Annotated in this window: 21 protein-coding genes; 11 read left to right on the forward strand and 10 right to left on the reverse strand. The window is 59.1% G+C overall.

Annotated elements, in window-relative coordinates; translation table 11 throughout:
- The first annotated feature begins 47 nt into the window (after window positions 1-47).
- The 3 genes from BTIS_RS08045 (at window position 48) to BTIS_RS08055 (ending at window position 5,037) form a co-directional block, all read left to right on the forward strand.
- Window positions 48-353 (forward strand): YhbY family RNA-binding protein, encoded by a 306-nt coding sequence (locus BTIS_RS08045; RefSeq protein WP_094664373.1) that lies wholly within the window; start codon window positions 48-50, stop codon window positions 351-353.
- A gap of 799 nt (window positions 354-1,152) precedes the next feature.
- Entirely contained in the window at window positions 1,153-1,935 is a 783-nt protein-coding gene (locus BTIS_RS08050) for a DNA/RNA non-specific endonuclease (RefSeq protein WP_158216876.1), read from the forward strand.
- 225 nt (window positions 1,936-2,160) lie between these two features.
- Complete coding sequence (locus tag BTIS_RS08055) at window positions 2,161-5,037, forward strand: CAP domain-containing protein (RefSeq protein WP_094664376.1); 2,877 nt, start codon at window positions 2,161-2,163, stop codon at window positions 5,035-5,037.
- A 163-nt stretch (window positions 5,038-5,200) separates the two neighbouring features.
- Here the strand turns inward: BTIS_RS08055 and BTIS_RS08060 are convergent, their stop codons facing one another.
- The 6 genes from BTIS_RS08060 to BTIS_RS08085 form a co-directional block, all read right to left on the reverse strand.
- A complete protein-coding gene (locus BTIS_RS08060; RefSeq protein WP_094664378.1) occupies window positions 5,201-6,124 on the reverse strand; it encodes a LysR family transcriptional regulator in 924 nt (307 codons plus the stop codon).
- Between the two features lie 62 nt (window positions 6,125-6,186).
- On the reverse strand, window positions 6,187-7,275 hold the full coding sequence (locus BTIS_RS12115; RefSeq protein WP_245819383.1) for a hypothetical protein: 1,089 nt from the start codon (window positions 7,273-7,275) through the stop codon (window positions 6,187-6,189).
- 101 nt (window positions 7,276-7,376) lie between these two features.
- Window positions 7,377-8,570, reverse strand: a complete 1,194-nt coding sequence (locus BTIS_RS08070) for an esterase/lipase family protein (protein WP_245819384.1) — start codon at window positions 8,568-8,570, stop codon at window positions 7,377-7,379.
- A gap of 175 nt (window positions 8,571-8,745) precedes the next feature.
- Window positions 8,746-9,732 carry a cobalt transporter gene (locus BTIS_RS08075; RefSeq protein WP_094664380.1) on the reverse strand — a complete coding sequence of 329 codons (987 nt, stop codon included), beginning with the start codon at window positions 9,730-9,732 and terminating at the stop codon, window positions 8,746-8,748.
- Window positions 9,733-9,867: 135 nt separating this feature from the next.
- On the reverse strand, window positions 9,868-10,857 hold the full coding sequence (locus tag BTIS_RS08080; RefSeq protein ID WP_094664382.1) for a hypothetical protein: 990 nt from the start codon (window positions 10,855-10,857) through the stop codon (window positions 9,868-9,870).
- A 198-nt stretch (window positions 10,858-11,055) separates the two neighbouring features.
- Window positions 11,056-11,961, reverse strand: coding sequence for a DUF2238 domain-containing protein (locus tag BTIS_RS08085; protein ID WP_169713082.1), 906 nt, complete (start codon window positions 11,959-11,961; stop codon window positions 11,056-11,058).
- 100 nt (window positions 11,962-12,061) lie between these two features.
- On the opposite strand from BTIS_RS08085, the gene BTIS_RS08090 reads away from it, so the two are divergent.
- The 6 genes from BTIS_RS08090 to BTIS_RS08115 all read left to right on the forward strand — a co-directional run bounded on the left by BTIS_RS08090 (window position 12,062) and on the right by BTIS_RS08115 (window position 19,312).
- On the forward strand, window positions 12,062-12,361 hold the full coding sequence (locus BTIS_RS08090) for a DUF2316 family protein (protein WP_094664386.1): 300 nt from the start codon (window positions 12,062-12,064) through the stop codon (window positions 12,359-12,361).
- 106 nt (window positions 12,362-12,467) lie between these two features.
- Complete coding sequence (locus tag BTIS_RS08095; protein ID WP_094664388.1) at window positions 12,468-12,833, forward strand: phage holin family protein; 366 nt, start codon at window positions 12,468-12,470, stop codon at window positions 12,831-12,833.
- Between the two features lie 210 nt (window positions 12,834-13,043).
- Window positions 13,044-13,367 carry a transcriptional regulator gene (locus BTIS_RS08100; protein ID WP_094664390.1) on the forward strand — a complete coding sequence of 108 codons (324 nt, stop codon included), beginning with the start codon at window positions 13,044-13,046 and terminating at the stop codon, window positions 13,365-13,367.
- Between the two features lie 160 nt (window positions 13,368-13,527).
- Window positions 13,528-15,039, forward strand: coding sequence for a DUF3375 family protein (locus BTIS_RS08105; protein ID WP_094664392.1), 1,512 nt, complete (start codon window positions 13,528-13,530; stop codon window positions 15,037-15,039).
- Window positions 15,036-15,854 (forward strand): DUF4194 domain-containing protein, encoded by an 819-nt coding sequence (locus tag BTIS_RS08110; protein WP_169713080.1) that lies wholly within the window; start codon window positions 15,036-15,038, stop codon window positions 15,852-15,854. The genes BTIS_RS08105 and BTIS_RS08110 overlap by 4 nt, the downstream gene beginning before the upstream one ends.
- 2 nt (window positions 15,855-15,856) lie before the next feature.
- On the forward strand, window positions 15,857-19,312 hold the full coding sequence (locus BTIS_RS08115; RefSeq protein ID WP_094664394.1) for an ATP-binding protein: 3,456 nt from the start codon (window positions 15,857-15,859) through the stop codon (window positions 19,310-19,312).
- 24 nt (window positions 19,313-19,336) lie between these two features.
- Here the strand turns inward: BTIS_RS08115 and BTIS_RS08120 are convergent, their stop codons facing one another.
- The 4 genes from BTIS_RS08120 to BTIS_RS08135 all read right to left on the reverse strand — a co-directional run bounded on the left by BTIS_RS08120 (window position 19,337) and on the right by BTIS_RS08135 (window position 24,237).
- Window positions 19,337-20,395: a cation diffusion facilitator family transporter gene (locus BTIS_RS08120; RefSeq protein ID WP_094664396.1), complete on the reverse strand. Its 1,059-nt coding sequence runs from the start codon at window positions 20,393-20,395 to the stop codon at window positions 19,337-19,339.
- A gap of 163 nt (window positions 20,396-20,558) precedes the next feature.
- Window positions 20,559-22,160 (reverse strand): ABC-F family ATP-binding cassette domain-containing protein, encoded by a 1,602-nt coding sequence (locus tag BTIS_RS08125; protein ID WP_094664398.1) that lies wholly within the window; start codon window positions 22,158-22,160, stop codon window positions 20,559-20,561.
- A 134-nt stretch (window positions 22,161-22,294) separates the two neighbouring features.
- Window positions 22,295-22,780 (reverse strand): KdsC family phosphatase, encoded by a 486-nt coding sequence (locus tag BTIS_RS08130; RefSeq protein WP_094664400.1) that lies wholly within the window; start codon window positions 22,778-22,780, stop codon window positions 22,295-22,297.
- Window positions 22,777-24,237 (reverse strand): MATE family efflux transporter, encoded by a 1,461-nt coding sequence (locus tag BTIS_RS08135; RefSeq protein WP_094664402.1) that lies wholly within the window; start codon window positions 24,235-24,237, stop codon window positions 22,777-22,779. Before BTIS_RS08135 ends, BTIS_RS08130 begins: the two co-directional genes overlap by 4 nt.
- Window positions 24,238-24,470: 233 nt before the next feature.
- On the opposite strand from BTIS_RS08135, the gene BTIS_RS08140 reads away from it, so the two are divergent.
- Both BTIS_RS08140 and BTIS_RS08145 read left to right on the forward strand, forming a co-directional pair.
- Complete coding sequence (locus BTIS_RS08140; protein ID WP_094664404.1) at window positions 24,471-24,839, forward strand: metallopeptidase family protein; 369 nt, start codon at window positions 24,471-24,473, stop codon at window positions 24,837-24,839.
- A 45-nt stretch (window positions 24,840-24,884) separates the two neighbouring features.
- Window positions 24,885-25,181: an acylphosphatase gene (locus BTIS_RS08145; protein WP_094664634.1), complete on the forward strand. Its 297-nt coding sequence runs from the start codon at window positions 24,885-24,887 to the stop codon at window positions 25,179-25,181.
- Window positions 25,182-25,190: the final 9 nt, after the last annotated feature.

The following is a 25,190-nucleotide window of genomic DNA, read 5'->3' on the forward strand; positions in this document are numbered from 1 at the left end:
TTGTGATAGTCGGACGCGGAACGCGTCATGAAGGAGACCACGGTTACATGGCATTGACCAAGAAGCAGATCAAGCAGTTGCGCGCCCTGGGCCAGCAGCTCAATCCGGAACTCATCGTCGGCAAGAACGGCATCACCGACGCGTCCGTCGCCCAGGCTGACGAATGCCTCGAATCGCACGAACTGATCAAGTGCACGCTGCTGGAAGGCTGCGGATACACCGCCAAGGAGGCCGGCGAGCTGTTCGCCGAACGTCTGCACGCCGATCTGGTCCAGGTGATCGGCCACCGGTTCGTGCTGTACCGGCGCAGCCGCAAGGATGGCGTGAAGAACATCCGTCTCGTGCGGGAGTAATCAGGGGAGTGGCGCGCGAATGTGTCGTCGCGCCCGTATGAACGACCACGCGCATGAACAACCACATGGACATGAACGAGACCCCGGAGCTGTGTTTCAAACCCCGGGGTCTCATGGTTGATTATTGTTCATAATCACCTTTCCTTCAGTTATCGGACGACCGGTATCACGGTATCGTCCATCTGCAGTTATCCATATTCAGTTATTCGTCGGACGTCATTGCCCAACCGATGTTCCTGTCTGAGCCATTCGCGACCTCTATGTTCGTCATTGCCCATTCACCGATGTGGGTCTCTTCGTTGCGTGTTCCTCGTTCTCTGCATCCTGATGTTTTCTGCTCTGCGTCGTCCGTGTCGTTCGTCTGATATCCACCGGACGGATTCCCTGTTCTGTTATTCCTGTTGGTGTGGTGCCACTGCCTCTGTTTTGTTGTCCGCGTCGTCGCGGTTTTCTGAAGATCGGATGCGAACCATAAATCGAACACATCCTCATGTTTGATTTATGGGGTTCGATCATCTCCAACCTCCACTCATAGTATATCATGAATCGCCGGGAAAGCAATCACGGAGCGTTGTAATTTCAACGATGTTTGATTGAAGCACATGTGTTTGGAACTGTGTGCCGCCTGTTGGATGGTGTGGGAGTTGCGTGTGATATGAGGGGGTATTTCTCACATTTGCGAACATCGATCGAATGCGGTTGTGCCGTGGGAACGTGAAAGAACCGTGATGTTCGAAAGACCTCGGGGAAAGGTCCTCCTACACTTGTTCGAATGCACATCTCCAATAATGCCTATGTCATGATGAGGCGTATCGTCGCCTCCGTTCTGTCCGTCGTGTTCATGTTCGGACTCGCCGGGTGTTCCATATCCGAGGAGTCCGCGCAGCGGGGATTGGACGAGCTGACGCAGTCGCTCTCCTCCGGCAGTACGCCCACGCTGGCGGAGGGTGCGTCGGCTGATTCCCCGAACAGCATCGTCTGGTCGCAGCAGCAGTACCCTGATTATTATGTGGTCACTGGCAAGGCTGATTTCTCCAAGGCCGGCACCATGCCCGCAACCGGCGAGATCCGGTACACGGGTCTCGATTCATACGGTCGTGCCGGCATGGTCGTCGGCGTGATCGACAAGCAGCTTCGCGACAGCGGCTCGTCCCGTGACCGGAACATGCCTGATACGATCGCAGGCTACCCTCATCCGAATCCCAAGGTGTCGATCGATCTGGGTGGTGGCAAGGCGTACCGGGGTTATCTGTTCAACCGCAGCCACCTGCTGGCCAAGAGTCTCGGCGGTCAGGATTCCGTGGAGAACATGGTGACGGGAACCCGAACCCAGAACGTGGGCAAGAACCAGCCCGCCGGCGGCATGGCGTACACGGAGGATGAGGCACGCAACTGGCTGGACGACAATCCGAAGGGCACGGTGGAGTATATGGCCACGCCGAACTATGAGGGGTCGGAGCTGCTGCCGCGTACCGTGAGTGTGGATATTCGTACGTCCGACGGCTCGATCGATCAGCATGTGATCGTGTTCAACACAGCCAGCGGCTACGACATCGACTACCAGAACGGCGGCGTGAAGTAGCGGTTTTGCGGACCGTTCCATTCCCTCGAATGGCCAATGGCCGGCTCCCGGTAACGCGGGGAGCCGGCCATTGTCATATGTGTGGCCGTCCGGTGTGTGAGACGGAACGGATGATACCCCCGTATCGTCGTTGGGGGGGGGGGTAGTTTGAGGAGCATGCGTGCGATGTCGGACGTATGACCGGCTTGTGGTGCACGCTGATGAGTAGTGAAAGGAAGCGAACGCATGAACAAGGCGTTGAAGGTTTCAGTGGCGACGACCGTTGCCGTGGCATCGCTCGGTGCGCCGGCGATGGCGATGGCCGATGAAGTGCCGTCGGACGTGGCGGAGGAGCAGGCGGCTCGATCGACGACGAATGTCGCCGACGCCCAGGCCAAGGCTGATGCCGCACAAGCCACATTGGACAAGGCGCAGTCGAATCTTACCGATGCGCAGAATGCCAATAAGCAGGCGCAGGCCGACAAGAACAATGCCGATGAGAAGAACCAGCAGGCGCAGGCTGACAAGCAGCAGGCCGAACAAACCGCCGCCAACGCTCAGACTGCAGCCGATGCCGCGGCAAACGTCAAGCAGCAGGCCGTGGCGCAACAGCAGCAGGCCGAAGCGGACAAGACGACTGCCGAAGCGGACAAGAAGACCGCCCAGCAGGAACAGGAGGCCGCCCAGGCGAATAAGGAGCAGGCGCAGGCCGAGGCCGACAAGGCCGGACAGGCCGTGGACGCGGCTCAGGGCCGGGTGGACAAGGCCCAGTCCGCGGCTGATGCGGCCATTGCGGACAAGGAGAAGGCCGAAGCCGATCAGAAGCAGGCCGAGTCCGACAAGGCGACGGTCGACCAGACGGTGGCCGAGGCGGAACGGGATAAGGCACAGGCCGAAGCCGACAAGCAGCAGGCGCAGGCGGACGCCGATCAGGCCGCCAAGGACAAGCAGGACGCCGACCGGACCGCGGCCGACAAGCTCGCGGACCTGAAGGTCAAGCTCGACGCGGAGAACACCGCCAAGGCGGAGAAGGACGCCGCCGACAAAAAGGTTTCGGATCTGGAGAAGGAGGACGGCGGGCTCGCCGACCTCGCCGCCCAGCTGGATGCCGCCAGGCAGGCCGCCGACGAGGCTTCCAAGGCGCAGGCGGATGCGGACAAGGCGAAGGACGAGGCCGACAAGGCCAGGGACACGGCCTCGGCCGACGCGACGGCCAAGCGGCAGGCGGCCGACAAGGCGCAGCAGGCGGCGGACGCGAAGAAGGCGGTGGCCGACAGCGCCGACTACAAGCTGCAGCAGGGCGCGTCGCAGTACTATCTCGACCGTGGCGCGCAGCGCGCGTACCGTATCCTCACCGACGGGACCGAGACGATGTACCTCCAGTACATCCATAACGGCGACAAGGCGGATGCCACGTCGATCGACAACATGCTGCGCGCATTGCAGTACATCAAGGAGTGCAACGAGATCCGCAAGGGCGAGGGGCTGCCCGAGCTTCAGGTGTCCGACGAGATGATGGCCATCGCTCAGGCGGACACCGACTTCGCCAACGAGAACACGTACCATCCCCGCCAGTTCTACGTCTACAGCGAGAACCTTGCGTGGGGCTTCACCGAGGACAACAGCCCGTTCCGGGGATGGTACGACAAGGAGAAGGCGATCTACGAGCAGGCGGTCAGGGAGAACCCCGAGATCAAGAAGCTCAGCCCCCTCGCCCTGCAGACCCAGTACCCGACCCTGTACCGGCAGGTCGGACACTACCTCAACATCGTCGGCGGAACCACCGTCACCGGGTTCGGCGTCTCCCAGAACGGCAAGTACTACCCCAACACCGCAGGCCAGACCTTCAACCCCGGCGACTCCACCACCAACGGCAATCGCATCATGACGGTCGATGACTACATCGCCGATCTGACCGCGTGGAAGACCTCGCTGGAGAACGCCAGCGGCGACTACCAGGCAGCACAGTCCACGGCCGACAAGGCCGCCCAGCTGGCCGCACAGGCCGAGCAGGATGCGGCTGAGAAGACCGATGCGGCCGAGCGTGCACAGGCCGAGCTCACGGCAAAGACCGATGAGGCCAAGACCGCCAAGGAGGCGCTGGCCGCCGCGCAGAAGGCATACGACGAGGCCGTCAAGGCCAATCAGGACAAGGCCCACGCCCTCGAACAGGCCAAGAAGGAGCAGACGGCGAAGACCGAAGCCTACGAGCAGGCCAAGAAGAACACAGCGGATGCGAAGAACGCGGCTGACACCGCACAGCAGAAGGCCGCGGAAGCGCAAACCCGTCTTGACAAGGCGAACTCGGCCGTAGCGGACGCGCAGACACGCATCGACGCGGCACAGCAGAAGGCCGATGCGGCCAAGGAGGCAGCCGCCACCGCCGACCAGCGCATCAGCCAGGCCAAACAGGACCGCCAGAACGCGCAAGCTCGTCTCGACCAGGCCGAACAGGACAAGCAGACGGCACAGCAGGCCTTGGACCAGGCGAAGGCGGACAAGACCGGAGCCGACCAGAGGCTGGCTGAAGCGCAGGCCCGTCTTGACAAGGCGAACTCAGCCGTAGCCGCCGCACAGGCGCGCATCGACACCGCCGACCGGCAGATCGCGGACGCACAGTCCACGATCGACCAGGCCGACAAGACAATCGCTGCCGCAGCGGCCGCCCAGTCCGATTTGGAGAAGGCCACCGCCACAGCAGCGGCCACGCAGGCCGCAGCGGACAAGGCGAACGCCGAGGCCGAGCGTACCGCCGCGGCGCTTGAGCAGGCGCAGTCCGCGTATGATACGGCGAAGGCCGACAAGATCGTGGCGGACGGCGCGCTCGCTGATGCCAAGAAGGCTGCCGAGGAGGCGTCCAAGAACCAGGAATCAGCCCAGCAGCAGCTTCAGCAGCAGAACGGCTCCGCTGGCTCCTCGGTGGATGGTTCCGGTGTGACGAACACCGCCGCCGGACTGAGCGCGGGCACGGCGACGGTGGATGCTCCCACGGCTGTTGTCAACGAGTACGGTCCGCTGGCTGCAACGGGTGTCACCTCCGAGGTGATGCTTGGTCTTACCGCGATCATGACGCTCGTTGGTGCCGGTTGCGTGCTGACCCGCGTGCACCTTGACCGCGAGTGATGGATTCGAGAGGATAAGCATCGAATCGATGCTGGAGACGATGCACTCCAATTGGATGCATGACCTATTGGACGCATGATGATGGAGCCCGTACCTGCATGCAACGCGGGTACGGGCTCCATCATCATGCGATGAGCGACATATCGTGTCGGCTGTTGACCGTTCAGTCGATCAGCGTGTAGCCGTGGTTGGCGATCACGGACTTGAGCTTGTCGAGGTAGATCTCGGCGGCCTGGGAGAGTTTGGTGCGTTCGTTGGTGATCCAGCCGACCAGCATCTTCTCATCGGATTCAAGCGGCACGGTCACGATCTTCTCGGAGTTGAGATCCTCGTTGTCGATGCCGGAGCAGACCGTGTAGCCGTTGAGTCCCACGATGAAGTTGAGGATCGTGGCACGGTCGGTCACGTTGATCTGCTTGGGGGAGTATTCGGGCCAGACGGCCTCCTCGGCGAAGTAGAAGCTACCCTCCTCACCCTGCTCGTACTGGATCCACGGGTAGGGTTTGAGATCCTCCATGGTCAGGCTCTTGCGCGAGGCGAGTGGGTTGGAGCGGGAGAGGAACACGTGCAGACCGGCGCGGAAGATCGGATGGAATTCCAGATGCTTCTCGCGCAGCAGCTTGCCGATCACGTCCTTGTTGAAGTCGGACAGGTACAGGATGCCGACCTCGGACTGCATGTTGGCGACCTGATTGATGATGTCCTTGGTGCGGGTCTCGCGGATGGTGAACTCGTACTCGTCGGACTTGATGGAGTTGATGAGCTCCACGAACGCTTCGACGGCGAACATGTAATGCTGCGTGGAGACCTGGCACAGCTGCTTGCGTGGCTTGGCGTTCTTGTAGCGCTCCTCGAGCAGCGCGGTCTGGTCGAGGACCTGACGCGCGTAGGTGAGGAATTCGGCGCCGTCCACGGTCAGGGCGATGCCCTGCGACGAGCGGGTGAAGATCTCGATGCCCATCTCCTTCTCCAGTTCCTTGACGGCGGAGGAGAGTGCGGGCTGGGAGATGTAGAGTTCGTGGGACGCCTCGTTCATCGAACCGCATTCGACGATCTTGACGATGTACTTGAGCTGAAGCAGTGTCATAAGTTTTTATGATAGCCACTGGGGTTGTCATCAATTTAATTTATGCCGATTCGTGGGACGTGTCACTGGTTTTTCAAACCGTTGATCAGCGTCTGCATGGCGTCGTTCGGCGGCAGTTCGACGACCTGCTGGACCTGGTCGATCGTGCCGGGCACGTGGAATCGGCTGATGCCATCGGTGCCGGTATAGTTCGCGGACCGGAATCCGTGACGCTCCCATGCGAGCTTGCGCACATTGTCGGAGCGCATGAGATCGAGCAGTTTCCCGCCCTTGTCGTCGAGCGCGATGAACACGTGCGTGCTCCACACCGTGGGCGTGGGGTAGGCGATGACCAGATCGTTCTTCACCTGCGCGTACGTGTCCGGCTGGGTGGCGGCGAGATCCAGGATCTGGCTCTCATAGCCGACCATCATCGGTTTCGAACCGACACCGAGGGTGAGGAACTGGCTGAAACTGTCCTCGCTGCTGGTCTCCATCCACCCGGACTTGCGGAATATCGTCTGCAATGCGGGCAGATCGCGGTTGACGCTGTCGACCGTTGCCGGGGTCCCGCCGTTCATCACGGTCGCGAGCAGGGCCGCATACTCGTTGCCCGAATTGGACTTCACCGGGTCCGTGGATTCGATATGGAAGGCACCATAGCCGGTAGCCCATCCCACGTCGGCCCACGAACGATCCTGCTGCATGGCCTCCACCACTTTGGCCATGTCCAGCCGGTACACGCCCGAATCATCCTTCGACATGAGCCCGGTGGAGCACAGGCCGTCCGCCACCTGCCGGTACGTGTACACGACGATGGGACTGTTGAAGACGATGTCCTGCCGGCTCACATCCACGCCCTTGGCCTTGCCGTATTCGGCGGCAGCCCTGCTGGAGGGGAACAGGTAGTCCATGCCGGACCGGTCGGCGTCCATCATGTCCAGGCTGCCGGCCTTCCGGTAGGACACGTCCAAGCCAGCGTCCGTCGCCAACGTTCGAAACTGCGGATCGTCGAACAGGCCGGTCTTCTCACCACCCAGATATCCGGTCACGGTCACGGTCTGCACCGGCTTCGGCCGGGTGGCCTGCCATGCGATGCCGCCACACAGCACGATCACGGCGACGAGCAGTACACACAATCCCACGATTCGGGATTTCGACAGATGGGCCATCGGTCGTATCCTTTCCAGCCTGCACGGTCCCCGAAAGGAATGGATTCAGGGTACCGGCGTCCGATTCCACGATACCGTCAGGGGCATCCGACAACAGTCGACTACAACCCCTTGCGTTTGAGCTCGGCGACAAGCCCCACGTAGAACTCACGCACGTCGAAGCCGGGAATGTTCTCACGATTCAAGTCGATCATGTCGGCATGGGAGATGCCACGATCACCGGACGGCTCCAGCCACGTGAACCAGTCACCCCAAGGGAAGGGTGGGCGGGACACCAGACCATCATTCGGCCCGTCGAACCATTTGACCAGCGGATAGGTGAAATTCAGCGGGAACCGGCCCGTCGTGGCATGCAGCAGACGCGAGCCAACGCTCTGACAGACGATGCCGGGAAACTGGCCGAGACCGATGCTACGGTTGATGCGCTCGCATCCCGCTTGCGTCAGATCATGTACGGCAGCCATGAAGTCTGGATGCGTGTCGCCCAGCTTCGCTGCCGCGGCATTGTAGGATGCGGCCACCCGACGCTGCGCGGGCTCGGGAATGGACCCGAGCAGATAGTCGGCGAACCCGCAGCCGCGATGCGGCGTATTGATGGTGGTCAGCGAGGCGACATACCCGCCGATTCCCTCGCGGGCAATCGCCCAACGCATGTCGAGCCCGCCCTTGGAATGGGCGATCACGTTGACCTTGCCACATCCGGTCTCCTCGACGATCCGACGAATACGGTCGGCGAGCTCACGGGCACTGTCGGCGACCGACGCCGCCGACTGATGGTTGCCATAGTAGATGATCGCCCCATTGCGCTCCAGCTCCCCGGGGATACGCCCCCAATAATTGATCAGACGCGAGTCCCGGAAGAACACGCCATGCACCAGCAGGATCGGATACCGTGTGGCGCACACCCGCTGCGCTGCACGGGAACGGTCAAGTGCCTCCTTGGCGGTTTCAAACCGGACCTCATCACGTACCGTGCGAATGATCAGACGCAACGCGATGAGATTGGCGATCGGAATCCACCCGCAGACGATGCCAATGACCCGAATACGCATGCCAAGCTGCACGCTGGTCAGATACACGGTGATAATCCCAACCCAAAAGATCACCGATTCGACAAGCACGACGACGAGCGTGACAACGAGCCAGGGCAGCCAGTCACGCGGAATCATGACGAACGCGGCACCGGCGAGCGCCACCGTCGCGACCAACGTCGTCCACCAGAACACCTGCAGGGTCACCACACCGAAACCGCATGCGCGCAGTCGGCCGGACGGCATAGCCGTCGCACCATTCATCGCATCTCCTTCTGCACCCCAGTTATCCCCGAACACACGTTCCATCCTATCCGCCATCGCCTACGTTTGGCAGCACGATGAATGCGGCATTCGTCCTCGACCCCGACGGCAACAACATCGAAGCCGTCGTCGACTGGTCCGGCTGGTACACCCACACCACCAACTTAACCAACCATCACGCCAACACCACAGACACCACCAACCCCGCAGACTCCTCACCAGACCACACACCACCAGTACGATCCCAACCCATACCATTCGCACGCACCGCAACAACACCATACCCACGAGCCTGAGTCACCAGCCACACAGCACACTGCCATACCAATCGCCGAGCATCCCCATCAGACAACCCCGACGGCAACGACAACACCAACGACCCGGAACCGGACACCACTGATGAACCGGCCCCAGACGCGCTCGCCGAAGAAGACCCAGACACGGCCCCAGACGCGCTCGCCGACGCCGACGCGCCCGCAGCACCATCCGACACCGTGATCATCGGAAACCTAGTCCCAATCGCTGCAACCAACCCATCCCGATCAGAACCACCAGCCGGCTCCAACGCACACCCAGCCCCCGCAGCCACCTCACCAGTCAACGCCTGCGCCCAAGCCCGAGCCAAATCATCCCAATTCGCATACAAATCCGGATACCCCGACCGCTGCACCTCCTGCGCAGCATCCTCCGTCGGAATTGACTGCCAATCAGGCACCTTCACCAGCGCATCATAAAACGCGTTGATCGCATACGACTCATCCATCAACTGCTCAACCGAACCCCAACCCTGACTAGGACGCTGCTGAAAAAGCCCAACCGAATCCAGATCACCATAATCAATATTCGTCAACTTCGACTCCTGCATCGCCGTGGCAATCGCCACAGTAACCGCATGATCAGGCAAACCCCGCTCCATCGCAATACGAGCAATAAGCGCCGCATTCGACGCCTGCGTAGGACTCAACGGAATCGTGCCAGACCCAGCCGAACAATACGCGTCAGCCGCCGAACGCGGCGCAACAGTATCCGCACGACGCAGATTAATCAGCACAGCAACCATGGCAAGCGCCGTAACAGCAGCAACCACAGTGAACATCACCGCAACCACCGTACCAACACCACCACGTCGCCCCACACGCCCATATCGCAAATGCCGTCCCATCACACCTCCATCATCGTCGTGCCACACATCGTGGCATCCACAGATGACATTCCCCTAACGGGACAAGAACGGGAATGGAAAACGGAAGCGGTGGGGAACCCACAGCAGCAGATCACCCCACCGCATACGAAGACGCTACCTCAACCAACCAGGACGCCCATTACGCACCGCCCTGGTACCAGCAGTCGGACCGGTCGCCAACTCCAGACGCAGCGCCGACTCGGCAAGCCGATCCAGACCACGGCCCAACCACCAGGAGATGAGGATGATCACACCACCGAACATCGCCCGGCTCGTACCCGAAGCGGCCAGCGCACTGTCAGGCAGACGGTTGACGACACCGGTGAGCAGCGCTCGCATCATGGTGAGCCGGGTGATGTCGGGGCGGACCGTGGTGGTTTCGATGAGGTCGATGGCGTCACCAACCAGTTCGGACAGCTGCTCCTCCTGACCATCCTCAGAATACTCGACGTCCTCCACAGCGTGACGCAGGTCACGACCACGCCGGGAGCCGGCATCGGCGGGATGAATGCGTTCGACCTCATCGATGATGAGAGCGGCCACGAGACTGGGGCCGGCAGGGGAGGCCAGCGCATCAACGAGCAGCTGCATGGTACGGTCGATCGGGGCGGCGAGTACCGTATCGGTCCCACCGTCATCGACCGCGTTCTGCACGAGCCGCTGCCAGGCCCGCCACACGCCATAGCGCTCGTCAGCGGAGACGATGAGTTGCATCAGACGCAGGGAGGTGTGCACCTGATGCGGGGCGAGGCGCCTGGCCTGACGGTCAAGATGCAGACGCATCAGCAACGTCTGCCGGCTGGCGTCCCCGGTGAGAGGGAACGGAGTGAGAGGGATGATGGGGGAGTCAAGCAGTTTCACCGCTTCGACATCGTAGGGCTTGAGGCCGCGGATCCGCCCGCGACGGTCAGGAGCAGGGTACTCCCAGCGGGGACGGACGATACCATTGGGCTGAACGTAGGTCTTGAGATATGAGGTGCGCTCGTCGGTGACGATAAGCCCGTTGCCCATATCGGTCACATCAGCCGAACGCACCGATGCGCGCAACTGTTCAGAGAGGAGGGAGAGATTGATGCGATACCTGTTGTTGTCGTTGATCGACATGCTTTCCTTTCGTTCGTTATCAGACCACATCTCCATCGCCTAAGGCAACATGTATGCATGAAAATGCATACACGAATCCCTAGGTATCTGGTCAATGCGCTCAAAACGAGCGAAAGCATGAAAAATCACACCATGTCAAACAATACCACACTTTTCAAAAGAACAAAACGCTAAAAGTAAGCAAAAGAATCATCGACTTCAGCCGCGCTCGCCGTCGTCCGCCGATGACGCGGTGCGCTTGTCCGCCTGCTCGATGATCACACGCAGGTAGTCCTGTGCCGCCGTCTTGCGCCGGGGAACCAGACTATCTACGATCGCATCCTTCCTGCCACGATTTTTGACATACAGAAACCCGATGATGGAGAAGACCAGCGCGCCGATGAAGTTGACGATGAGATCCTCCATCGTGTCGATAAGACCAATGTCCAAGTAACCGCCAAGACCAAGATCATTGCCGTTGACGCTGACCTGCGTGATGTCGGGAATGGAGACGATCCGGTTGCCATGAGACGGATCCAGCATGACCGAACTGATGGAATGGACGACCGCGTCCTTCTGCATATCCAATCCGAACAGCATGTCCATGCTGAATTCGAAGAATTCCCAGACCACGCCGATCGTCATGGAGAAACAGAACGAGACGAGTGCCAGATAGGCGGGAGACAGTTTAAACTTCGTCGTATTGGAACGGTTGAGCAGGTCAACCAGTGAGAACCCGATCGCGGCGGCGAGGAACCCGTTCAGCGTATGCAGCACGGTATCCCAAAAGGGGAACAGCTCGTAGAAAGCGCTGATTTCGCCAAGGATCTCCGCAGAGAACACGAAGACCAGCATAATCACTTCAAGAACGGACGGAAGCTCAATGCGCAGCTGCAACTGAATGAATGCCGGAGCCAGAAGCAATAGCAACGTCAGTACGCATAGGAACACGTTCTCATAATCGCCGTTGAAAAACTGCAGAATCGCCATGGCGATGACGAGCGCACGAAGGGTCACATACACGGCGAACGACACCTTGTGCTCGCGAAGCTCCATGCGCATCGCCTGCCGTATGATCCTCCAACGGTGCCGTACCGAGGAGCTTGCGTTCCTGTTTTTACCCATCATCGAGCCCTTCCAATTCCTGCTTGTCGACACGTGTTAGTCTACCGAACACGCCTACAATCGGTAATCGGCAGACATGTGTGACAAAAAGGGGGATACGATGTCGCTGAGCATGGCGCAAAAGACCGCTACGATCAGGGAATTCAAGGAGAACATGCGTCGTCTGGGGTTGACGGTCGATCAGGTGGGGGATGCATTCGGTGTCAGCGGGCACACGATTCAGAAGATCATCGATCTTAAATCCGGACGTCTTGAGTATCCATGGATCATTCGCGGGTATCTGATCGAGCGTGCTCGTGAACAGGACGTGGAGCTTGTGCCGTTCACAGCGTTGCGTGGCGATCCGCACGATTACTGGTTCCTTGACGATGCGGTGCTCGATGCGAAAACGGTCCGATAAGGCTGGCTGATGATGGTCTCGTCCTCCGACGTTTGGAAATGTCTCGAAACGGCAGAGGATTTTGATATGACGAAACCGTCGCGGGGAAGAATGCCATAATCAAGGTATGACTCGTTTTCTTTCACGATGGATCGTGCTCACGATTGCGGCCGGTGTCATGGTCGCCGTCCTGCCCGGCATGGAGGCGGTGGGGGAGCCGCCGATTCTCGGAATAGCGGCATTCTCCCTGTTTCTCGCGCTGATCAATGCCTCGATCAAACCGGTGGTGCAGCTCATAGCGTTACCGCTGTCAATCATGAGTTTCGGACTATTCGCGTTGATTATCAACTGGCTGTTCATGGAGCTGGCGTCGTGGCTGGCGTTGTCATTGTTTGATGTGGGCGTGATCATCCATGGTTTCCTCTGGGCGGTGATCGGTTCGCTGATCATGGCGATTGTGTCAGGCATCGTCAATGCGGTGATTGGGGATTGATCCGGTAGTTTGCTGGGCTCGAGTACAGAGCAGGGGTCGCGCGTTTGGATGTAACGCGCGACCCCATATTTGTTTACGAGGAATGGAGAATAATCAGTATAATTATAGACAAGTTTGTATCACAGACTTCTTCTATAATAAAAACTACCGTATAAAACAACAACCAAACGACACCGCAACAAAACAAACCTGCACAGAAACAGGAGGGGCATGAACGAGATCATCCATTCCACGACCCGGCTGCGCATCATGGCCACCATGGTCGAGCTGGGGGTTGGGCGTCGTATTTCGTTCAAACGTCTAATCAGATTGCTGGACGTCACCAAAGGAAACCTGTCCGTGCAATTGAAGAAGCTGAACGAAGCAGGCTACATCACGATCATCAAGTCGTTTTCCCCAACGGGTGTTCCCTCGACGGAAGTCAAACTCACCAGGGAAGGCAAAGCCGCCTTCGATAGATATCTCACTGATCTGCGCAGAATTCTCAAACCGGATTTTGACTTGTCGGAAGAGATGACATCGGCACAGCAATAGTGACCAGAGAGCAGGGAGCACCTGTACAACGTTTGAGGTGATGTCCAGAGTACGGGGCTGTCATCGTCACAGTCATTGCGTAATGGACCGTATGCAACGACGTATGCTAGCTTGTAACGCAATCGGCGAATGGAAATGAAGAAAAGAGCGAGGAACGGTTTTGGGTGATGTGAGACAGGAGCTGGAGCGACTTCGGTCGGTGTACGAGACCGGCGTGCTACGCCTGCTCCTACGTCGCAATTCAATGCTGTATGTGGCGTTGCTGCGTTCCTCGTTTGATCCACTGACCGGGGAACTGCCTAGGGAGATCCTTGAAGACCGCATCGCTCAGGGATTGAGAGAACTGGTCGGTTCCGGTGAATATGCGCTTGGCGAAGACCAGACGTATGCATCTGCGGCACGTCAGGTCCTTGCCGAACTAACCCGTGAGGGCGATGACGATTACGCGTGGCTGGCCAACTCATTGGATACCGGTACGCATCGATTCCTCTATCGTCTCACGGCACGCGCGCATCGGGCGATCGACGCACTTTCCCGACTCGATGACGATACACGGACCCTGTCCGGAGCACAGGCGAACAGCATCATCATGGAGATCGAACACGCCCGTATGCAGTTGACCGAGGATCCGCGGGAACGCGTCACGTTGCTCAATCGAGAGATCAAGACTCGTAAACGTGAGATCAAACGAATCCTGCACGGTGATGATACCAGTCGTCTATCCGATCAGGCCGTTGAGGACATCATCGCCGTAATTCACAACACCCTGCGAGGAGTGCCTGTGGAATTGCACGAACTCGCATTATCCGAACGTGACAACGGCGATGCACTTCGTCGTCGTATGCAGTCTGGAGGCATGTCGGTGAATGCGATACTCACCGCATATCACAATGGGTATCGCAAATCGTTCCGCGAATCCGATAGTGGACGACGATTCGATGACGCGTTCCAGATCATCGTCACTGATGAAGGTCGTCAGCAGATCGACGATGCGATGCGTGCCATCGCCAAGAGCCCGTATCTGGAAGGGGAGACCAGTACGCTGCTCGGCCAGGTCAAGTCCGAACTTGCCCGCATCTATGACGGCATTGAGGATGTCCGTAGGCAAATGCGAGTTTCAGATGAAGCCGTCAGCCGTCTGGTGCGTCAGCAGACCGACACCCGCTATCGCACCATGCTCGACACGCTTAATCGGCTGTTCGTCAAACTCAACACCGAAGCACGCGAACACCCAGACGACGGTGCAACGCCATATGACACAAACACCGCGTCCGTACGTTTGGCAGGACTGCCCACACGTCCAGCCAAGCCAATGACCCGTTCCACAACGCCGGAATTGGCCACTCACACGCCCGTTGTCCCACTTGGCATCCCCGACATTCAGTCGATGATCGAAGTAGGCGGACCGAGGCTCAAACGCATGATCACAATGATCCTGGATCATCCGGTTATGCAGAATGATCTGGTGAATATGGCCGCCAGTTTCAACCAGCTGCCTGAAGCAGAGCGTCGAGAAAGCGAACTCATCGGCTTTCTCGGCAGTCTCCGTGCCTCGGGAGAAGGCTACGTGACCTGGCATTGCATGACATTGGGTGGCAAACCACGATCATGGCGAACCCGGCCCGTATTGGTAAGCGAAGCGACGTTGACAACCATCATGGAGGAAGAATGAGCGACATGACGAACGACACGCTCTTGGATGGCGATGGCACCGACATCAATCCAAACGCCCTGTTCGAAGGCGATCTGAGTACCATGCCGTCCGATGCACGCATGGCGGCGATCGCGCTCAAACGTGACCGGTATATCACCGGATCCCTGTACGACACGGTGATGGACAACCATGACGACGTCGTGCGTTCCCTCAACAATGACATGCTGGAACTGGTCGTCAACACCCATTACCGCATCATGTACGCCGCACCGGTCAGTGGTCCGGACATCGTCATCCGTTCGCTGAAAACCCGATCCAGTCTGACACGAGAAGAAGCGGCATTGCTGGCATTCCTGCGCATCCGAGTGCTGGAATACGAAAACGTGAACGCCGACGTCGATCAATGGATCGTCGGATATGAGGAAATCCGGGCAGCGCTGACCACAGGCGCGGGATACCTCGCCGCACGCAACGATGAGGAAGGCGTGCTCAGAAAACTCTCCGTGACCATATCCATGGCACTGACCCACGGATACCTATCCGAAGTGGAAGACGATGACGGCATGTACCGAATCACGCCGTTGGTTCCCGTCGTGCTGGACCGGCAGCTCGCCGAGGAATGGCTGAATGCCAATTCCGCGGAGGTTGACGATCCCACGACGGCAAACGGCAAGGATCTCACTGATGGGGTCGATACGACGATGTCTGGCGATCCTGACTATGCGTCAGATGACGGAACGAATGACCTGCCGGGCAGGGGGCGTGATGCCGGAACCAATGCGTCACGCGAGGGCATGACATTGTTCGAGGATGAGGAGGATGAGGGGAAGTGACCATGTCACACGATATGCAGATCATTGCCGACCGTTGGATGCTGAATAGCCGTTGCCTCATCAACTGGGGCTCGTATGACGGTTACCATGAATTCCGCCCCTCCACGGATGCCATGCTTCCGGTCACACTGCTCGCAGGGGCGAGCGAATCCGGAAAATCCACTCTGGTGGACGCGCAGATCTCCCTGCTGTATCCGACCGGCACACCCTTCAACAAGGCATCCAATACCGGTCGCTCCGAGCGTAGCGATTACACATATCTACGCGGCATGCTCGGCTACGACAACACCGGCAATGGTGATGTTCCGGCGTTCCTTCGAGGACGTCGTGACGACGGGACCCCGCAGCCGGTCTGGGGAGCAATCGTGGATACGTACGTCAATCACACCACCGGTCAGACGTTGTCGTGCGGCAAGTTCCTCTACCTGTCGGCGGGCGACGGGCAGGGAGATGTCCGTCGGCAATACGTCACCTGGGATCACACGATCGATCCACGACTCATGGACCGCTACCGCGACACCCCGTTTACCCCAACCCAGTTGAAGAACACGTATGTCGGATGCGACACATTTCCGAACGCCGACGCGTTCCACACATACATCTGGCGGGTCATGGGACTGAGCGCGGAAGCATGCCGGCTACTGCACAAATTGCAGTCGGCCGATGCGCCCTCGCGTCTCGACGATATTTTCAAGCAGGGTGTGCTTGGAGTGCCGGAGGCGATTGGACTCGCGCAGTCCGCCGTCTCCGATTATGAACGGTATGACACGAACTTCCGAAGCATGGCGGAGAAGACCCAGCGAATCGAACGACTCACTGCCATTCAGCATGCCTACGACGCCTATGCCACGGCATTGCAGAATGTGCACGACTTTGCTCCGGTGGACCCGGAATCCGAACAGGGCAATGGCCACGCCACGATCGTAAGCTGGGTGACAAACCGCATGACCGGCGAAGTACGCAAGCGGGTGCCAATCGATGTGCTTGCCCTGAAGCGCAAAGAGCAGGATCTCGAATCCCTGCAACGACAGGCGGACGCCATGCGGGATCGTGTTTCGCAAATCGAAACGCAACTGAACAATCACGATGAGGGAAGCCTCACACGCTTGGAAGCCCAGCTGAAGCAGGCGGAGATCACGCTGCAGGATGTCACCGAACAGCGTGATCGCTTGCAGACACGGTTTGCCACCGCTGGCATGACCATGCCCGATGACGCGCAATCGTGGGAATCATGCCGCGCCGATATCGCCACATTAAGTGTTGAGCTTAACCAGCGCAAGGATTCGCTGACGGAGCAGCGCAATACCGCGGTACGTATGATCGGTGAGGCAAAACGTACATTGGCTGCGTTGCGTCAGGACTACGACCGTCAACGCAGGCAGCGCACCCGTATCTCCCAACCGATGGATGAGGCACGGTCATTGCTCGCACAGGCGACCGGACTATCCACCGACGAGCTGCCGTATGTGGCCGAGCTCATGGATGTTCGGGAGGATGCCGAGGAATGGCGCAACGCCATGAACGTGGTCTACGGTCAGCTTGCCCAGACCATTCTCGTGGACAAGCGTCACGAGGCGGGCTTCGCCGCGAAGGTGAGCACAATCGATCCCAAGCGTATGATCCGTCGCACATGGACGTTTGTGGACACCACCAGGGATTACATCGCCGATGGCGAGAAGGCGTGGATGTCAGGCAAGCTCCGATATCGGGAGGATTCGCCGTTCGTCGATTGGCTCAAATCCCAGACGTCCTCCGAACGGCTGGATGCTCTATGCGTGGATGACATCGATGATGAGTCCGCCACACGGCAGGTGCAGCGGGATGGTCAGATCAAATCCGGAAGGCACGGCCACCACGGCAGCAAGGGATTGCACCCCGTCATTGGTTTCGTCACCGAGTCATATCTTGACGAACTGCGCAGCCAGTTCGTCAAAGCGGAAGCCCGTCTGTCCGATGCGGAGGACGACTATCGTGAGGCGGACGCCGGCATCGACCTGTTGCGAGCCAAAGAGGAGTTGGCGGATCAGCTGTCGTACACGACATGGGACAAAATCGATGTCGACGGAGCCGAACAACGGATCTCGGAACTGCGCACGACCATCGATTCGTTGCGCGACGATCCGGAGCTCGCCCATCTGCTTGATGCCCGACGAAACGTGCAACAGCAGCTTGACGCCATGCAGGAGCAGGCGATACGCGCAAAGATGGACCGAGATGAGATCCAGCAGGCCATTCAGACCGCTCGGCAATGGCTTGACGAACATCGAGGCGTCACGCTGACCTCCGACACGTCCGGGCATCTCGCCGACGCAGCGATCAAGGTTCTGACCGACGCATACGAGCACGTGTTCTCCAGCGTGCTCAACCCGGAGGATCGGGCCGGCCTGATCGTCACGGCAGCGAACAGGACCGCTGCGAACAAGGTCACGACCGATGAGGAATCGAAGCGGTCGAAACCGGGGGAGACGTTCGTGGAGCGGGCCGTGTCCAGCGTGGAGAAGGAGATTCGTCAGAAGATCGCAAGGTTGCGTGAGAACGTGGATGCCACGCGCAAAACCGTAGAGGATCGGATGACGACGTACCATTCCCTGTACGTGCCTGATGACAATACCATCACGACCACTGTGACCGACTACCGGTTCTATCAGGAGGAATTGAAGAGCCTGAATCTGCTGGCTGCGACGACCGCGACCAATGAGGAATACGTAAATTGCCTGGACAAGCTGCTGATGGACTTCACCCAGCTCAACCGGGCGATCGATGCGGATGCTCGAGACATCGATGACCAGCTGGACAAGATCAACGCCATGCTCAAAGGGCAGCAATTCGGTCCACGACACGGCAGTCTGTCCATCGGCGCGGATGTACGGCGTCCGGAAGCCACATTCACCGGACCGTTGAAGCGGACGATGACATTGCTCAGTGAATGGAAGGCCGGCAGCCGTGTGTCCCCGGAGGAGAATCGTCGGGTATTCGCCAAATGCGCCGGACTGGTGAATCGGCTCAGGACGGAGCTCGAACAGGTTCGTGACGCGAACGGCATCCGCAGCTATGGTGCCCGCAACCTTGACCCGCGATGCCGCTCCTCGTTCTACGCGATCGTGCATCATAAGGACGGGCCGGATGAGCGCATCACCTCCACCGGTGGCAAATCCGGTGGCGCATTGCAGGAGCTGACATCGTTCGTATATGGTGCGGCGCTGATCTATCTGCTGGGTGGCGACGTGACCGGACAGCCCACATACACCACGCTGTTCCTTGACGAGGCGCTGATCAAGGCCGATGGCCGCTATACCCAGCGTGCGCTGTCGGTGCTGCCCCGACTGGGATTCCAGGTGATCGTCTCGGCTCCGGAAAGCAAGACCGCCGAGATCCTGGAAGTCTCCTCGAAGGCGTACGTGGCGTACCGTGATCCCGACACCTCCCGCTCGTATTTGCAGGAGGTGCTTCCCGAGTAATCTGCGGGCCGGACTCTGCTTTGGCTACTCCTCCAGCGTGATGGGCTTGCTATGGTCCTGACGGTAGATGTCGGGCTCCACGTAGATCTCGAACGTATACCAGGGGAGCGCGTTGCGCACGGAGGTTTCAAGCTTGTCGACGGTCTGCACATCGAAATCGCGATCAAGTTTTGAAGTCTCGATCTTGACGCACAGCAGGATGTCGTTCTCCGACATGTGCACGGTCTGCATATTGAGCAGGCGTGTCACGCCCGGGGTTGCCTTGACCGCGGCGACGATCTTGGAGCGCGTATCCGGATCGACGGCTTCACCGATCAGCAGAGAACCGGATTTGAAGGCGAGCAATATCGATCCGCAGATCAATACCAGACCGACCATGAGACCACCGATGGCATCCCACAGCTCGTTGTCCAGAATGATCGCCAAGCCGATGCCGGTACCGGCGAAGGCGAGGCCGATCAGAGCAAGCGTATCCTCCATGATCACGGCTGCAAGCTCAGCGGACTTGGTGCGCCTCCAGAACCGGTAGAGGCCCATGTGCGGGGTATTGGTGTTGCGCATACGCTCGTTGGCTTCCTTGCTGCTCTGATGCAGACCGTAGCCTTCCAGGCATGCGCTGATGGCCACGACGGCAAGCGCCACAAGGAGCTCGCCCTGATTGGCATCGCGCAGAGCGGGGTTCTCAACGACGGCGATGATCTTTTTTACCGCCTCTGACGTGGAGAAGAATCCGCCGACGAAGAAGAGCAACGTGGCGACGACGAACGACGCGAGATACTTGGCCCGATAAAGCCCGAATGGATGATCGCCGTCGGTCTTGTGATGGGAGAATCGTCCTCCGATCATCAGGACGATTTCATTGGAGCAGTCGGCGATGGAGTGAACGGACTCGGAAAGCATGGCGGATGAACCGGTGAATGCGGCGGCGCACAGTTTGGCGATGGCGACGCCGATGTTGGCCGCAAGTGCGGCCTTGACCGCCGTTCCCGCATGTTTGCTGTTCTGAGCGACTGTTGGTTGTTTCGTAGTGCTGACGTTATTGGTTGCTACAGCCTGTTGAGCCGAATCCGCGGATTCGTCCATGGCGGTTCACCCCGTTCTTCCCTGATATGGATTGCGTAAAGACAGCATCAGTATAGGCCGTCTTGTGACGGGGGTGACACGGTGATCCATTCGAGTGTTATCAGCGCCTCACATAGGAAGCCCACCCGAATGGATCACCGAACTCTGTGAACGCTGTCGACGATTATTCCTCCGCGACCAGGTCGAGATAGTCGTCGTTCCACAGGTCCTCATCCCCATCGGGCATGAGCAGCACGCGTTCGGGATTCAGTGCCTTGACTGCACCCTCATCGTGGGTGACAAGGACGATGGCGCCCTCGTACTTGGCGATGGCCTTGAGGATCTCCTCTCGCGAGGCGGGGTCAAGGTTGTTGGTGGGCTCATCCAAAAGGAGCACATTGGCCCGTGACGTGACAAGAGTGGCGAGGGCAAGTCGGGTCTTCTCACCACCGGAAAGCACATGCGTGGGTTTGAGGGCGTCGTCTCCGGAGAAGAGGAAGGAACCGAGGATGCTACGTGCCTGAGTGTCGTTGAGCTCGGGGGCGACATGGGTGAGGTTTTCAAGTACGGTCACGTCGTTGTCAAGAGTGTCGTGCTCCTGAGCGAAGTAGCCGATCTTGGCGCCGTGTCCGAACACGACCTCTCCGGTGTCCGGCTGATCGATTCCGGCGAGAATGCGCAGGGTGGTGGTCTTGCCTGCACCGTTGTATCCGAGGATGACGACTCGGGATCCCTTGTCGATGGCGAGGTTGACACCGGCGAAGACGATGTTGGATCCGAACGCTTTGGAGATGTCCTTGGCCATGATCGGGGTGCGGCCGCAGGGGGCGGGTTCGGGGAACCGGATGTCGGCGACCTTCTCCTGCTTCTGCGCTTCGCTGGTTTCGGACAGCAGCCGTTCGGCGCGACGCATCATGTTCTGCGCGGCAGTGGCCTTGGTGGCCTTGGCATGCAGGCGAATGCCCTGCTTCATCAGGCGTTCGGCCTTCTTCTCGGCGACCTCGCGTTCACGGCGCCGACGTTCCTCATCGACGACACGCTGATGCAGGTAGGCCTTCCATCCGAGGGAGTACATGTCGATCTGGCCGAGTTGGGCATCGAGATGCCAGACCTTGTTGACAACCTCGTCAAGCAGCTCGGTGGAGTGGGAGATGACAAGGAATCCACCCTGGAACTTCTTGAGATAGTCGCGCAGCCATTCGATGGAGTCGGCGTCCAAATGGTTAGTGGGCTCGTCGAGGATCATGGTGTCGGCGTTGGAGAAGAGAATGCGGGCCAGTTCGATGCGGCGACGCTGGCCACCGGAAAGCGTGCCGAGTTCGCGCTTGAGAACCTCCTGATCAAGGCCAAGGCTTTCGGCCATGACGATGGCTTCGGACTGGACGGCGTATCCACCGGCGTTCTCAAAGTCCTGCTGGGCCTTGTCATAACGCCGCATGGCCTTTTCCATGATGTCCGGGTCGGGATTGGTCATTTCCTTTTCCGCTTTGCGAATGCGGGTAAGGATGGTGTTGATGTCTCGCGCGCTCATGATGCGGTCGAGCGCCGTCTGATCCTGATCGCCGGTGTGCGTGTCCTGCGGCAGGTAGCCAAGCTTGCCGCTGACACGCACCTTGCCGGCGGTGGGCAGCATGCTGCCGGTGATGACGCGGGTGAGCGTGGTCTTGCCGGCACCGTTACGGCCGACCAGACCGATGCGGTCGCCTTTCGCCACGTGGAAGTCCGTGGGATGGAGCAGTGTTCGCGCTCCGATGCGGATTTCCAGTCCCTGTGCGTCAATTGCCATGATTCACCTGCCGATTGTGTCAGTTCGTTGTGTTCTCGTAAAGTCCAACCGACCATGATACCGAACGGCATGCCGAAGCACATTCGAGCTGCTCCTACGCGGCTTCGCCTCCCTGACCGAGATCTGACCGACGATTACCGTTCCTCAGAGGACTGGTTGAGCCGAATCATATGTTCGATGAATTCACGAACCGCTCCTCGGCCTCCATCGCGCCGGCATACGTAGTCGACGACGTCGATGATGCCCTGTGCACTGTCGGCGGGGCATCCGGATAGCCCCACGAAACGGATAGCCTCAAGATCATTGAGATCATCACCGATGTAGGAGACTTCGGCTGAGGTCAGTCCTCGCTCGTCCATAAGGCGTCTCAACAGAGGCAGTTTGTCATGAATGCCCTGATGCAATTCGGTGACGCCCAGTTCGGCGGCTCGACGTTCAAGAATCCTCGATTCGCGCCCGGTGATGATCATCGGCGTGATTCCGGCCTCGGGCAGCAGATGCTTGATGCCATAGCCATCCTTGCAGTTGAACGTCTTCATCATTTCACCGTCCGGGCCGATGCAGATGCGTCCATCGGTGAGCGTGCCATCCACGTCCATCACCAGAAGTCGAATGGTCATGCCGTTTCCCTTTCCTTGCGAGCGTTGCCGGTGCCACCGCGCAATTCCGGCAGCATGATGATGAGCAGAATGATGGCAAGGATCGCGGTAAGCAGATCGGCGATGGCTTGGGCGGCGATAACTCCCTGGTATCCCGCCACTCGCGAGGCGACGGCCAGTACGATGACCAGGATCACACCCTGTCTGCTGATCGACAGGATGAATGCGCCCAATGCCTTGCCCGTCGATTGGAAGGTGCAGGTGGTGACCATGACGATGCCGACGCACAACAGACTGAGCAGCTGCACCCGCAGCATGCCGGCGCCAAGGTCGATGATATGGGGATCGTTGATGAAGAAGCCCATGAGCTGCCGGTCGAAGACGCTGAGCAGGATCGTCATGATGATGGCGAACGCGCTGAGGAAGAGGTATGAGAATCGCAGGATTCCCGACAGTCGTTTCATGTTGCGGGCACCGTAGTTGTAGCCGATGAGCGCCTGGGCGCCGAACGCGAATCCGACGAATACGGACACCGCGATCATGATCACCTTCAATGCGATGCCCATGGCGGCCACCGGATCGTTGCCGTATCGCAACAGGTACAGGTTCACCATGACGATGCCGAAGCTCTGCGTCAGATTGGTGATGGCGGCGGGGATGCCGATGACCAGAATGTCCTTGATTTCCAGGCTGGTGATGTCAAGCAGTCGACGGCGGACCGGAACCGGCCGTTCCACAAACGCCTTGCCGTAGTTCTTCGTCGACTGTTCGGCGTTTTTCGCATTCCTGCGGCGGATCATGAGTCGTGGATCGATGGACAGGTTGCCGCTTCGGAACAGTAGGAACCAGACGAAGTAGGCATCGGTGCACACGTTGGCCAGTACGGTGGCGAACGCCGAGCCGGCGGCACCCCATCCGAACACGTGGATGAACAGCGGGTTGAGGATGATGTTGACCACGGTGCCGGCGATCTGGCCGATCATGGAGGGTACGGCATGGCCTTCGGTTCGGAGTTGGTTGACCGGTGTCATGGAGACGATGATGAGCGGCGATCCGATGATGATCCACGTGTAGTATGCGGATGCGTGCTCCCAAGTGGCTTCGTTCGCGCCGAGCATGGAGAGGATCGGCGATCGGAACACGAGACCACAGATCAGGATGATAACGCCGATGAGAAGGGAGCCGTAGAAGCAGAACACACTGAGCCGCTTGCCGTCCGCGTACCGGTGCTGTCCGAACAGTCGGGAGATGACGGAGCTGCCGCCCAGTCCGAAGATGTCACCGATGGCGATCATGACCATGAATATGGGAGCGGACAGGGATACGCCTGCCACCATGTTCGCGTTGCCGGTATGGGCGATGAAGTACGTGTCGACCATGTTGTAGACAAGGGTGACGAGCATACTCATGACCACGGGCATGGCCAGGCTGAAATACGCTTTGGGGATAGGGGCCCTTTCAAATAGTTCGTTGTCCATGTTGGATTGTCTCCTGCGCTTCTTCTTCGACAGGGGGCCACACGTTCTGCCCACACATTCCGTCGCCTGCATCGCTGTGCTCTGTCGCTGCGCGGCTGCCTGTATCCTTCACTGGGTAGTTAAGCGCATATGGGTGGACAAGATCAGCCGACCGTGTTGTGGCGGACGAGGTAGGTCCTCCACTCATGGGTACAGTGGTGTTGTTCATTCATCGATGCGGACGGGGCCACCATATGAGAATCAGCGACGAGGATTTCGAAATCGCCATTGAAGAGGCGTTGCAGCTGATTCCGCAACGGTTTCATAGGGCGCTCACCAATATCGGCATCGCCATGGACGACGAGCCGAACGAACGTGAACTCGCCACCATGGATGGGGCTTGCGGGGAGCTGCTGGGCCTGTATGAGGGGATCCCGCTACCGGAGCGATCGAACGGCTACGGGGGAGTGATGCCGGATATCATCACGATCTTCAAGGGGCCTCACGAACGCATTTGCTCGACGCATGAGGAGCTGGTCATGCAGATTCGTAAGACCGTGATGCATGAGATCGGCCATTACTTCGGATTCGATGACGAATATCTGCATGCGCATGGATACTGATGGTTTCGGACGATATTGTCCGAAACCGGGGATAGACAGGCATACGTGACGGAAACACAGCAGATACGCGTGCATATCAGGATCTCCGGCATGGTGCAGGGAGTCGGGTTTCGCTATTTTACGGTCACCGAGGCCAATCGTCTTGGGTTGACGGGCTGGGTGCGCAACAGAATGGACGGATCAGTGGAAGCCGAAGCCCAGGGAGAGGACACCGATATCAGCCGACTCACCGCCCGTCTTCGTGTCGGTCCTCGATGGAGCACGGTCGAGCATGTCGTGATCGACCGGATTCCCCTTGTTCCCGGTGAACGGTCATTCACCGTCAGACGAGATCGGGAATAAGCGTTCGCC

The organism is Bifidobacterium tissieri, from assembly GCF_002259645.1.
Classification (GTDB): Bacteria; Actinomycetota; Actinomycetes; order Actinomycetales; family Bifidobacteriaceae; genus Galliscardovia; species Galliscardovia tissieri.

Excerpts from the sequence above, each read along its gene's own strand:
- BTIS_RS08045 (WP_094664373.1), top strand. The coding sequence starts at position 48 with ATGGCATTGACCAAGAAGCAGATCAAGCAGTTGCGCGCCCTGGGCCAG.
- BTIS_RS08050 (WP_158216876.1), top strand. The coding sequence starts at position 1,153 with ATGATGAGGCGTATCGTCGCCTCCGTTCTGTCCGTCGTGTTCATGTTC.
- BTIS_RS08055 (WP_094664376.1), top strand. The coding sequence starts at position 2,161 with ATGAACAAGGCGTTGAAGGTTTCAGTGGCGACGACCGTTGCCGTGGCA.
- BTIS_RS08060 (WP_094664378.1), bottom strand. The coding sequence starts at position 6,124 with ATGACACTGCTTCAGCTCAAGTACATCGTCAAGATCGTCGAATGCGGT.
- BTIS_RS12115 (WP_245819383.1), bottom strand. The coding sequence starts at position 7,275 with ATGGCCCATCTGTCGAAATCCCGAATCGTGGGATTGTGTGTACTGCTC.
- BTIS_RS08070 (WP_245819384.1), bottom strand. The coding sequence starts at position 8,570 with ATGAATGGTGCGACGGCTATGCCGTCCGGCCGACTGCGCGCATGCGGT.
- BTIS_RS08075 (WP_094664380.1), bottom strand. The coding sequence starts at position 9,732 with ATGGGACGGCATTTGCGATATGGGCGTGTGGGGCGACGTGGTGGTGTT.
- BTIS_RS08080 (WP_094664382.1), bottom strand. The coding sequence starts at position 10,857 with ATGTCGATCAACGACAACAACAGGTATCGCATCAATCTCTCCCTCCTC.
- BTIS_RS08085 (WP_169713082.1), bottom strand. The coding sequence starts at position 11,961 with ATGGGTAAAAACAGGAACGCAAGCTCCTCGGTACGGCACCGTTGGAGG.
- BTIS_RS08090 (WP_094664386.1), top strand. The coding sequence starts at position 12,062 with ATGTCGCTGAGCATGGCGCAAAAGACCGCTACGATCAGGGAATTCAAG.
- BTIS_RS08095 (WP_094664388.1), top strand. The coding sequence starts at position 12,468 with ATGACTCGTTTTCTTTCACGATGGATCGTGCTCACGATTGCGGCCGGT.
- BTIS_RS08100 (WP_094664390.1), top strand. The coding sequence starts at position 13,044 with ATGAACGAGATCATCCATTCCACGACCCGGCTGCGCATCATGGCCACC.
- BTIS_RS08110 (WP_169713080.1), top strand. The coding sequence starts at position 15,036 with ATGAGCGACATGACGAACGACACGCTCTTGGATGGCGATGGCACCGAC.
- BTIS_RS08115 (WP_094664394.1), top strand. The coding sequence starts at position 15,857 with ATGTCACACGATATGCAGATCATTGCCGACCGTTGGATGCTGAATAGC.
- BTIS_RS08120 (WP_094664396.1), bottom strand. The coding sequence starts at position 20,395 with ATGGACGAATCCGCGGATTCGGCTCAACAGGCTGTAGCAACCAATAAC.
- BTIS_RS08125 (WP_094664398.1), bottom strand. The coding sequence starts at position 22,160 with ATGGCAATTGACGCACAGGGACTGGAAATCCGCATCGGAGCGCGAACA.
- BTIS_RS08130 (WP_094664400.1), bottom strand. The coding sequence starts at position 22,780 with ATGACCATTCGACTTCTGGTGATGGACGTGGATGGCACGCTCACCGAT.
- BTIS_RS08135 (WP_094664402.1), bottom strand. The coding sequence starts at position 24,237 with ATGGACAACGAACTATTTGAAAGGGCCCCTATCCCCAAAGCGTATTTC.
- BTIS_RS08140 (WP_094664404.1), top strand. The coding sequence starts at position 24,471 with ATGAGAATCAGCGACGAGGATTTCGAAATCGCCATTGAAGAGGCGTTG.